Origin of the sequence: Nitrososphaera sp. AFS, from assembly GCF_009898475.1 — an archaeon.
Taxonomy (GTDB): Archaea; Thermoproteota; Nitrososphaeria; order Nitrososphaerales; family Nitrososphaeraceae; genus Nitrosopolaris.
Window position 1 is genome coordinate 1 of sequence record NZ_QURE01000063.1, and the last position, 9,164, is coordinate 9,164.

Here is a 9,164-nt window from a genome sequence, read left to right on the forward strand (position 1 = left end):
TTGGACCACCCTGAGCAATATATCGTTGTATGCTGTCCATCGCTTGTATGCTCACCAGTAGGATCGCATGCCGGGTTAAACGGATTTCCGTTTTGTCTATCTGTTATCGCGGCCTGTGTTCCGTCATTAAATCCATCGCTATATCTCTTATTGTCACTTAGGTGCCTCGCGTACGCATCTGGTGCTACCAATATCGAAGAAATAATTATCCCTGTTCCCAATATTGCAATCATGAGATGCTGCTTAGTTAGCGCTATTGAATTCATTGGGTAAACCTACCTCCTACAACACAGGCCGCTTGCTTTATTCCGGTTGTAATTAATGCATTAATCTCGTACACTTTCTGTTTATTTACCGCTTGTACCACAATGGTATCATTTCCAGGAAATCTTGGTTTCAATTCTATATCAGCGCTGAGGATGCCCTTCTTTACCACCGTGTTTAATATATCTCCAAAGTGTAGGTCTTCGATTGTACCTCTCCCAAAGAATTTATGGTTATAAAGGATTATTCTCTGATTTGTTACAAATATTTCAGTAGGATGAAGTGGTTCTCCTCCTGGTGCATATCTTTTTGTCTTACCCCTGTAAAGTACTTTTTCGCCTTCTCCTAACATTTGTCGCAATTCCTTTGGAATGTCAGATATTGTGTTCGACATATTCAATCCTCCTTCCTTCCTAACAGTGCAGGGGTGAATTGCACGATAGTGAATTCTTTAGACCCTGCTCTCGTCAGGTCGACAGAACGATCCTCAACTTCAACAAGGATGGCGCCCACAGGGACGTAGAAATCCATCTCCTTTTCGGATTTCGGATTGTTTATTTTCTTTTGATTGTTTTGATTCATACTTAATAGATAGCTTCCAGGTGCTCTTCTTCCTGGTAGATGCAGTAACGTTGCATTTTCGTTGCAAAATGTTTATCTCAAGCACTGTACAAACTACACTGAATTTGTAATCTGTCATGAAAGAACCAATGCTGAAGATAGTTGCAAACGTTATTCCCGTTTTAAATGGCAGAGATCCATCCGGAAATATTATCTATTTGGGCCCTCAAACCACCAAGATCCACAGATATCTGATAGTTGTATTTCTTGCCAAAGCAACACACATGTTCAGTTTAATGGGAAAAGAGATTGATAATTCAGTTTACTTTACTCTTTATGGATTGGGTAAAGTTGCTGAATCATTCAAAGAGATGGGGCCCTATCATATACCGATTCAATATGACAGAACAAAAGTTGCAACCAGAATATACAATATGATCTCTGAGAGGGGATTGGTTACTGTCAAAAAAATGGAAGGCGAAACCTACATAACAATTACAGATAAGGGTGAAGATGTTTCCACAAAAATATTACAGGACCTTATTGCATATGGGGAATTTGCGAACATGAATAAAAAACTAGATGACAATGATAAGTTCGTATCAAAAGGTGTTAGGAAGGTCCCTGGATTAGAAAGAGTGGAGAAGATATTGGCCGAAAAAATCTCCGAGATATACTTACAATTTGAAGATCAACTTGAAACAATAGATGAGGAGGAGTAATTCATAAAGCATTCATTTGCTTCATTTTAATCTGTTCAACACGGTTCACGGTGCCTATGCTATTATACAAGTGTGTTTGTACTTTTGGATAAAATCCATTTGGTTACCATCTGGGTCTTATTCGTAAATCTACATATGAGAAGGTCCTCTTCTGATCTTATCATACTAAAGCAAGCGTTGATAATACTTTTTTAGAAGCACCAGTACTGTTGTCTTGGCCTTATCGTAGATAGCTAGTCCCAACAGATTCCAACATCCCGCTTGCGTATAAATCTACTAAACATGAGTAACAATACTAGATGCATCAAAACGATAGTCTGATTTAGTGGTAGAGGTCATGTTTGCATTCATTCCGTGGGAATGATAAATGTTCCATTCGGTGATATAGCCATTGGTCCAACCATTACAATATGCAGTAGTATGAAGCCGGTCAGATGAATGGGCAGAAGTAGGATCACAACCCGGGTTAAATGGGCTACCCGCCTTCGAATCAGAAATTGCCATGTTGCCTCCATCCTCTATTCCAGAATCAAATCTCTGGGCTGGGGTTTGTCCTGCTTTTTTAATATCGGTAGGGAATTTATTCTTGAACCAAACTGGGATAGATCTGTCGGTATAACCAGGATGTATCCCTGTGTCCAACCTAAGCAATATGCGATCGGATGTTGTCCATCGCTAGTAGTGTAACTGCCAGTAGGATCGCAAGCTGGGTTAAATGGATTATGGTTATGGAGGTCGTAAACGGCAGACATATTGCCATAATCAAACCCAGAAACATATTTTTGATGGTCAGTGTACCATGGACCAATGAAATAGATACCAATTACTGCTGCCGTCACTGCAATGATTGGTATCAATAACAGATACTTATTATGGCCAGATAATAGATGCCATCGGAGTCCTTTTTTTGAAGGGGTACGTACTATAATATCTTTGCTCCTCAATGAGTCATAAGTTGCCAAAATAACATTCTCAGATCCTTCAGCTTTTGTAATCGGTCTTTGTTTTGGTCTTGGTTTCCGGCTCATTATCTCTTTGTCAACGTATTCACCCAACGCTAGTGGTGTGACGCTTCCGTTACTATCGACCGAATTGGTATTTTCTTTTAGGCCCTCGAGAAGGTAATATGTATATATGCTGTGGTTATCTTTTTCTAGCCCATAAGCCTCTTGTGCAGCTTGACTAGCAGCTAAAATGTATATTCTTTTTTTTCTCGGAAGTTTTTTTAATCTGTCAATTATACCTTTCCGTCCTAATTTTGCTTGGTTGTCTTCGTCTGCTTTACTTGTCATCACACCTTTGCTTCGTAAGCTTGCAGAACCACTATAACAACAATCCAAAATTATAATTGCCGTATTGGGAGTACTGTCTTCTATCCATTTGGTAAGGTCATCAAAAGAAAAACCCCTTCTGCCTGGTTCGTCAGGATTGATATCAGAATATGCAAGATATGGTTCTCCATTATCATCTAGAATTCCATGACCAGAATAATAAAAAAGCAATACATCGTCCCTATGATTTTCTTCATCGTTAAAAAAATCAAATGTTTTATCTCTTAATTTCTGTCCTTTAACTTGGCCTACCAACTTATAATTGTCTGAAATATCCCATTTATTCTCTCCTGAAAAAGATTGTAATAATTCGTACATCTTTTCAGCATCGTTCTTGCAAAAATTTAGGTTCTGTAGGTGTGGGTCATTGTAATCGCTAATCCCAATAATTAATGCTTTCCTTTGCACCTTTTTCATGCTGTTTTACCACTCACATTCATGGGTAAAGTTAGTACATATCAGAACAGAGAAATTTAAGAACTTTTCCGATTTTAATTCAGAACCGATGATATGCTCTCCCTTCATATGTTGAGATTTAAAACTTAAACCCTGGCCGGTTTGAATTTAAAATGCAAAGTGTGTAAATGCAAGGTGCATGGAAGAAAACCAAAGATAATGAATATGGAGATCCAGAATTCAGTAAAGATCGATTAAGATGACATATCTTTAGAGATGATTCCAGCGATCTTTAGACAAATCTATGGTTAGGAAACAAAGTAAAAGGGGGTTCGCAGTGTTTTAAAGATCATTTGCTATCCTGTTGGCCATAATTTCTTGATTTCTTCTGCAGAGAGGCCAATTTGAGCTAATCCCACTGTCATGATGCCCAGAAATTTATCATAATTCTTCTGTACATCGTCTCGTGATAATGCCCTAACACCTTTAGAATCTATTAATACGACCTTTGTTTCGCCACCACTTTGGCTATCAGATTCTTTTACCTCATTAATGATATAACAAGCCACGATTATTGCATCTTCCACTGGGAGATTATGCAAAGAACCACCAGCAACTGCCATGCTTCTGTTGAGCTGTTTTATGACCAATCTCGCAAGATCGCCTCCACTACCTATCACCATATGTTCATCTTTGGGATAAACCATTCCGTTCTCTTTTAACAGATATAAACCAAAGCTATTGTCTTCGTTTTTCGCCCCCACAAGCAGTGTGGGATTAAATGGATGTGCATTTATGCCGAGGAATTCTCTGGAATCCAAATTGTATTTCTTATGTAGACACCAAAAGACATTTTGTATCTTATCTCGAAATTCGCTTTTGGTCGATGACATCTGAGGAAATTCCTCTCTTAGATGTTCGACAAATAGTGTTATGTTATCAGCGTCACCAGAACCGCCTATGGCTATGAAATTATTTACATTGGATATTTTGGTCACGCCGAGCATCTTCGCCCTCTCGGCTCGTACCGTGGCTTGGCTATCACTAGCCATCACAATGCCATCAGGACATTTTATCGCGACTATTGTTGTCAAGGGGTCCGTCTCATCAGTGCGATTGGGATCAATATCTTCTATTCCTTCCGTAATCAATTGTTCTGCCCCTTGGTTGCATTTTGGATAATTGTGATCCACTTATTCTCTCCTCCGATTATCCACATTTCTCGGCAGGCGTTTTTCCATTCAGTGACATATGTGGTCTAAAATAATTGTGATAGATTTGATAGCCAGGTAAAAGCTCTGTATTAGGCATTTTCAGACCGCGCATGACCTCTTGTGCAATCCAGAATCTTGTCTGGTCATCCATAAGAACGAATAAATATTTTGGGCTGCCTTTTACCTTCACATACAATTCACGCCATGAATCAGAGACATTTGGATTGATTTGCTCCAAATATAGTTGCATTAAGGCCACATATTTTTTAATCCATTTGTAAATTGCAACATGGCTCATCTTTACACCTTGCAATTTCAAGAATTTCTGAACATTCCTGAATGATTCGCCCGTGAAATACAATTGCAATGCTGACGTTATCATTTGGGGTGTTGCAAGCATCTTTTCAAATCCTAAATTGATTGTGAAATAACTGTTACATTCTCTGTAATTGAATTTTTGAATATTAACATGTTTGTTATGTCTTAATCCGTCTCTTACGATATTAAACGATTCACAATAGATACAACATTGGGTATTGATGGGTTTAATGCGCGCAACCTCTACTTCTTTATGGAGGGCAAATGAGATTTCAACAGCAAAAATGTGTTTACATTTCACACGACGAAATCTGTGATCAGGACATGAACAGACCCATCCTAAATACATTGAGCAAACATCGTAATCGCCATTGCCATTTTGAGATTTGACAACATATTTTGTATCATTAATGCGTTTTATCGCACCGCTTATGTTAGCAATGATTAATCCATGTTGCTCCCGATTTATCAGTGTTTTGCTCATATTTTCGATATGCTGAAGTGGAAAAAAGATGCGAAGGAATTTACCGTCGGTGTTAATTATTCCGACGGAAGAGGATATCAATCTTCGATTCCTATTCCGGTAATGGAGAGATTAGGAAAAACAGACACGATAAAATTTGTCATTAATAAAGACAATAATACAATAGAGCTTATCTCAGGGAAATTTCCCATGTCCAGAAAAGGGATGAAAGTGACCTAGATATCCGACGATGGTTAACACTTTAGGAATCAGCGATAAATTAACAGAACCTAAAAGGGGATTGTTAACGTAGTAGAGCAAATTGAGAAAATGTTCATCTATACAAGATCTGGTGCAACGAAACTGCAACGAAATCTCTACTAGAAGTCACCGACCTAATACAAGAACCGTTTCTTCTCAGTAGTAGCATGAATAAGAAAAATAACGTAAGGGTCAAAACAACAACCAAAACACCTAAAATGTTCACAATCGTGGCAATATTTGCAACCATTGCGATATTAGCCACTGCCTCAACATCGAACATGGTAATGGCACAGATGGACAATGGCGACGGGCAACAAGGTACCGACTGGAGTGGAATATGTAATCAGATACAATCCATTTTGGTAGAATCATGCAGTCAATTAGTAAATACTGATGGGAGTTTCACGGCTGACGGTCAACACGCACATGACTGCATACAAAATGGAATCCTGTTAGGTGGTGGTGCGCTCGCACTTGGTTTACCCCTTCCGATGGTGATTCCAGGATTGAAAGCACTCAGTGGTCAGACAGGTTGTGACAACATCGTGAATTGGGATGCTTTGGATTCTGGCACGGTGAGTTTGTTGACACAAATATTCCACAAATAGTATTGGCTGAGCAACTTTCCTTTTTTTCAATGATAATCACATTGAAAAAACGTTTAGAACTCCATCGTTCGGGTAGGCCGTATGTTAGAGTAGCAGGTAGAATTCTATAAATAGTAAAAGCTCGGGATTGTTAGGTGAGTAAATCATTAGCGGTTTTGAGCATAATACCGCTCGTATTGGTACTCATTACCGCTCAAACAGCACGGGCAGATTACGCAGTATGTAAAAAATGGATGATGAAGATGGCGGATGATGAACTGAAATTTGAGGTAGACAATCGAACGTACACTCCTAACGATGTAGGTTTCGTACGTTCGTTCATATACGACAAAGCAAACATTGTAGGTGACTTAGAAGGGGAAAAGCTTGCCAATTGTTCTCTTTATGACAACCAAATAGCAAAAGATCCAGATATCATGAGTAAGCTCGCAGCAGCAAATCTAACAGCAACATCTCAGTACTTCTTTCATAACTGAAACTAAAACAAATTCTTTCTTTTGAATCTCGAATGTGAAATTGTCGCGATTCCGTAAACATATTTTATTGATTATTTAGCTCGGTCTATCTCTGTATCTTGAGATGAAAGTTCCTAGGTTCGCTTTTCGCTACAATTATACAACCTGAATCTGCCACCATTATTTGTCCCACCAAAATCATCGGGTGGGCAAGATATACTCCCTCCCCTGTCGGTTATTCTGATTATATAAGAATGATTGACATCCAGTATGGGATGACGAATAAGGTCAAGAGTATGTTAGATCTTGAAGAAAAAAAGGAAATAACACTATCCCAGCCTGTCAAAGAGAATTTACCGATTGAATATGAAATAGAATGCCCACATGATGTAATGACTCTACAATCGGAATTCGATAAAGTGATCTACTTTTGTGAGGAACGCAATTTCTCGCTTTCTTTAATTCCCAAATAGAACGAGACTGCTGTTTATTCTACTTGTAAATCCCACTGCTTTCAGCCTTCTTAATTTCTATCGTTACTTTATCTCCAACCTTGATTGCCATGTCTTCGTACTCCCTCATGCTGATCTTAAATGTAGGAGATTCGGTTGGAAAGCCGCCGCAACCCATAGCTTTACCCATATTGGCCATTGCTTTGGGGAGATTCTTCATCAAATCCTCTGGTGATGTGAAGGACATCATATTAGGACCAAAAGGGTTGAATGACGGCGATCTATCCGCGCCAGCCTTAAAATCATTAGGATTGACATATGTTACATAAACATAAGGGCTACTATGTTACATAAACATAAGGGCTACCATCTTGGGACGCTTCAATTCTTGAAACAACAAAATCCATCTTCATTGAATATGCTACCTTCAAACAAAGGTCTTATAATTTTTCGTAGGCTCTGGCGGTTTCATGTTTGAAATCTGTTGATGTCGAAAATTAACTAATACAAGATATTGTGGTTGCACGATCAAGACGTGCTGAAGTCTGTATTATTTGTCACAATCTGTTTTTATTCTCTTCTCTATTTGATTATGGAAGCCTCTTTTCCTCATATGTCTCAAGCCAACATAATTAAAACCATAAACATGTCAAAAATTAAATGACATTGAATACCTAAATATATGAGAGGAGGGGAGCAAACCCCCATAATGCATCAAGAACATGTCACTCTTACCAACGTAGAGATCGAACAGTTGTACGGGGCAATTAAGAAATATCTGCAAGATCTTAAGTTAGAAGTGATTCATGAGGATAAATTACCAAATTACTTGAGTTTGAAGGCATACAAAGGTGGTACGCTCAATACAATAACAGGAAGTGTTAGAGACGTAGAAGTAATGATTTCTGGATCAGATACCAGTCACGAATTAATTCTACGTACTGGAGCGTGGGGACGCGATATCTTCGTTCCAGGAGCAATCGCAGGTCTTTTCACAGGCGGAATTGGCGCAGCAGCCGTGGCTGGAGCAGAAATTTATAGAGCTTATACCTTTGAAAAGAATTTCTGGAAATGGATAAACACCATAATAAGCGAATTGAGCAGGGGAAATGCCTCAATGACTGATCCCAAGGTGTTAGAACCACAAAAGGACATAAGTACATCATGAAATGAGCAATCTTTGCTCTACAAGAAGATATCTGCAGAAGGTAGGATACTGCGGGTACCGTGTCTCTTTAACCATAGCACGTGACATCGATTGGTATGATTGGTCTACCTCAGTAAATTTATAAATCAATAAAACATATTTGATGTTAGGAATGGTTAAGAAAGCCAAAACAAAAGCAAAGAAGCCGGTAAAGGTCGCCAAGAAGAAATAAAGTGACAATGGAGTATGATCAACCATACTCTAACGGCATTGTCATTTGATCAATCATTTTAATTTGTATGTCGTATTGGGGCCAGTTATAATTGTTCCTACTCTAAACGGTGAGCTATAGTGTTGGATCGTAAAGTTTCAGTATGCGGAGTATTCCAAAAAAGTAGGAGAAATGGTTTTGCTATTTAGAGTTGGCTGAATTGTTTGCCACGGTACTAGTACTGGTAGAATTTGATCTAAGCGCAATATCCTTTAGATCAGTGCTTATAGCCGATAAGAGCTGTTTGGTGTGGCTGTCAATGTGCGCTGAATTATTTTGGGCAATTTGGTTTAATTCCTGGCCTAACCCATACGCTAATTGGCTGTCATTAACAAAATTAGCATAGAGTTGTTTTAATTGCGTACCAGCTCCAGTCTTGTCATCCTTAATAATATCTTGGTAAGTCGTACCAAAGTGGGCTTTGACGTTAGGAAGATGAGCAGCGGTTGCATTCAAGAATCCAGCACCACCTTTTGTAATTTCATCCATGACATGGTTTCCACCTTTTACTATTTGATCCTTGAAATTTGAAGTGCTGAGCAGTCCCCCAGTGTTATTTATTTGTGCCCTTATTGGCTGAAAAATGCCCCCACTAGTCGTCAACAATATAGTAGACAGGATCAAAGCCGCAAGCACGGCGGCAGCATTATTTTCTTTTAACATGTAAGACCACTAGTATTAATACATATAAATAATGC

15 protein-coding genes are annotated in these 9,164 nt (G+C 38.8%); 6 read left to right on the forward strand and 9 right to left on the reverse strand.

The genetic code is table 11. From position 1 onward, the window contains the following. From DYY65_RS07900 to DYY65_RS07910, 3 genes are all read right to left on the reverse strand, one after another. On the reverse strand, positions 1 to 266 hold a 266-nt coding region (locus tag DYY65_RS07900; RefSeq protein WP_162477429.1), incomplete at its 3' end, for a hypothetical protein. After that, positions 263 to 658: a PH domain-containing protein gene (locus DYY65_RS07905; protein WP_162477430.1), complete on the reverse strand. Its 396-nt coding sequence runs from the start codon at positions 656 to 658 to the stop codon at positions 263 to 265. The genes DYY65_RS07900 and DYY65_RS07905, both read right to left, overlap by 4 nt. 2 nt (positions 659 to 660) lie before the next feature. Further along, positions 661 to 846: a hypothetical protein gene (locus DYY65_RS07910; protein ID WP_162477431.1), complete on the reverse strand. Its 186-nt coding sequence runs from the start codon at positions 844 to 846 to the stop codon at positions 661 to 663. Positions 847 to 962: 116 nt separating this feature from the next. Between DYY65_RS07910 and DYY65_RS07915 the strand changes: the two genes are divergently transcribed. Continuing rightward, positions 963 to 1,547, forward strand: a complete 585-nt coding sequence (locus tag DYY65_RS07915) for a hypothetical protein (protein ID WP_162477432.1) — start codon at positions 963 to 965, stop codon at positions 1,545 to 1,547. A gap of 276 nt (positions 1,548 to 1,823) precedes the next feature. Here the strand turns inward: DYY65_RS07915 and DYY65_RS07920 are convergent, their stop codons facing one another. The 4 genes from DYY65_RS07920 to DYY65_RS07935 form a co-directional block, all read right to left on the reverse strand. Beyond that, positions 1,824 to 2,051 (reverse strand): hypothetical protein, encoded by a 228-nt coding sequence (locus DYY65_RS07920; protein WP_162477433.1) that lies wholly within the window; start codon positions 2,049 to 2,051, stop codon positions 1,824 to 1,826. Between the two features lie 14 nt (positions 2,052 to 2,065). Continuing rightward, on the reverse strand, positions 2,066 to 3,295 hold the full coding sequence (locus DYY65_RS07925) for a caspase family protein (protein ID WP_162477434.1): 1,230 nt from the start codon (positions 3,293 to 3,295) through the stop codon (positions 2,066 to 2,068). A gap of 335 nt (positions 3,296 to 3,630) precedes the next feature. Continuing rightward, entirely contained in the window at positions 3,631 to 4,467 is an 837-nt protein-coding gene (locus DYY65_RS07930; RefSeq protein WP_201449407.1) for a hypothetical protein, read from the reverse strand. Positions 4,468 to 4,483: 16 nt separating this feature from the next. After that, positions 4,484 to 5,290 (reverse strand): hypothetical protein, encoded by an 807-nt coding sequence (locus DYY65_RS07935; RefSeq protein ID WP_201449408.1) that lies wholly within the window; start codon positions 5,288 to 5,290, stop codon positions 4,484 to 4,486. A 9-nt stretch (positions 5,291 to 5,299) separates the two neighbouring features. Here DYY65_RS07935 and DYY65_RS07940 point away from each other — a divergent pair, with 9 nt between their 5' ends. From DYY65_RS07940 to DYY65_RS07955, 4 genes are all read left to right on the forward strand, one after another. After that, a complete protein-coding gene (locus tag DYY65_RS07940; protein WP_162477436.1) occupies positions 5,300 to 5,509 on the forward strand; it encodes a hypothetical protein in 210 nt (69 codons plus the stop codon). 188 nt (positions 5,510 to 5,697) lie between these two features. Then, positions 5,698 to 6,141: a hypothetical protein gene (locus DYY65_RS07945; protein WP_162477437.1), complete on the forward strand. Its 444-nt coding sequence runs from the start codon at positions 5,698 to 5,700 to the stop codon at positions 6,139 to 6,141. A gap of 134 nt (positions 6,142 to 6,275) precedes the next feature. Next, positions 6,276 to 6,617, forward strand: a complete 342-nt coding sequence (locus tag DYY65_RS07950) for a hypothetical protein (protein WP_162477438.1) — start codon at positions 6,276 to 6,278, stop codon at positions 6,615 to 6,617. Between the two features lie 233 nt (positions 6,618 to 6,850). After that, a complete protein-coding gene (locus DYY65_RS07955; RefSeq protein WP_236561733.1) occupies positions 6,851 to 7,069 on the forward strand; it encodes a hypothetical protein in 219 nt (72 codons plus the stop codon). 19 nt (positions 7,070 to 7,088) lie between these two features. On the opposite strand, the gene DYY65_RS07960 is transcribed toward DYY65_RS07955, so the two are convergent. Further along, complete coding sequence (locus DYY65_RS07960; protein ID WP_201449409.1) at positions 7,089 to 7,268, reverse strand: hypothetical protein; 180 nt, start codon at positions 7,266 to 7,268, stop codon at positions 7,089 to 7,091. A 489-nt stretch (positions 7,269 to 7,757) separates the two neighbouring features. Here DYY65_RS07960 and DYY65_RS07965 point away from each other — a divergent pair, with 489 nt between their 5' ends. Continuing rightward, positions 7,758 to 8,216, forward strand: a complete 459-nt coding sequence (locus tag DYY65_RS07965) for a hypothetical protein (RefSeq protein ID WP_162477441.1) — start codon at positions 7,758 to 7,760, stop codon at positions 8,214 to 8,216. Positions 8,217 to 8,607: 391 nt separating this feature from the next. Here the strand turns inward: DYY65_RS07965 and DYY65_RS07970 are convergent, their stop codons facing one another. Continuing rightward, positions 8,608 to 9,129: a hypothetical protein gene (locus tag DYY65_RS07970; RefSeq protein WP_162477442.1), complete on the reverse strand. Its 522-nt coding sequence runs from the start codon at positions 9,127 to 9,129 to the stop codon at positions 8,608 to 8,610. Positions 9,130 to 9,164 lie beyond the last annotated feature (35 nt).

Bases quoted from the DNA above. Each gene is read 5' to 3' on its own strand.
- DYY65_RS07940 (WP_162477436.1), top strand. From the start codon at position 5,300: ATGCTGAAGTGGAAAAAAGATGCGAAGGAATTTACCGTCGGTGTTAAT.
- DYY65_RS07905 (WP_162477430.1), bottom strand. From the start codon at position 658: ATGTCGAACACAATATCTGACATTCCAAAGGAATTGCGACAAATGTTA.
- DYY65_RS07970 (WP_162477442.1), bottom strand. From the start codon at position 9,129: ATGTTAAAAGAAAATAATGCTGCCGCCGTGCTTGCGGCTTTGATCCTG.
- DYY65_RS07915 (WP_162477432.1), top strand. From the start codon at position 963: ATGAAAGAACCAATGCTGAAGATAGTTGCAAACGTTATTCCCGTTTTA.
- DYY65_RS07935 (WP_201449408.1), bottom strand. From the start codon at position 5,290: ATGAGCAAAACACTGATAAATCGGGAGCAACATGGATTAATCATTGCT.
- DYY65_RS07945 (WP_162477437.1), top strand. From the start codon at position 5,698: ATGAATAAGAAAAATAACGTAAGGGTCAAAACAACAACCAAAACACCT.
- DYY65_RS07910 (WP_162477431.1), bottom strand. From the start codon at position 846: ATGAATCAAAACAATCAAAAGAAAATAAACAATCCGAAATCCGAAAAG.
- DYY65_RS07960 (WP_201449409.1), bottom strand. From the start codon at position 7,268: ATGAAGAATCTCCCCAAAGCAATGGCCAATATGGGTAAAGCTATGGGT.
- DYY65_RS07920 (WP_162477433.1), bottom strand. From the start codon at position 2,051: ATGGCAATTTCTGATTCGAAGGCGGGTAGCCCATTTAACCCGGGTTGT.
- DYY65_RS07955 (WP_236561733.1), top strand. From the start codon at position 6,851: ATGATTGACATCCAGTATGGGATGACGAATAAGGTCAAGAGTATGTTA.
- DYY65_RS07925 (WP_162477434.1), bottom strand. From the start codon at position 3,295: ATGAAAAAGGTGCAAAGGAAAGCATTAATTATTGGGATTAGCGATTAC.
- DYY65_RS07965 (WP_162477441.1), top strand. From the start codon at position 7,758: ATGCATCAAGAACATGTCACTCTTACCAACGTAGAGATCGAACAGTTG.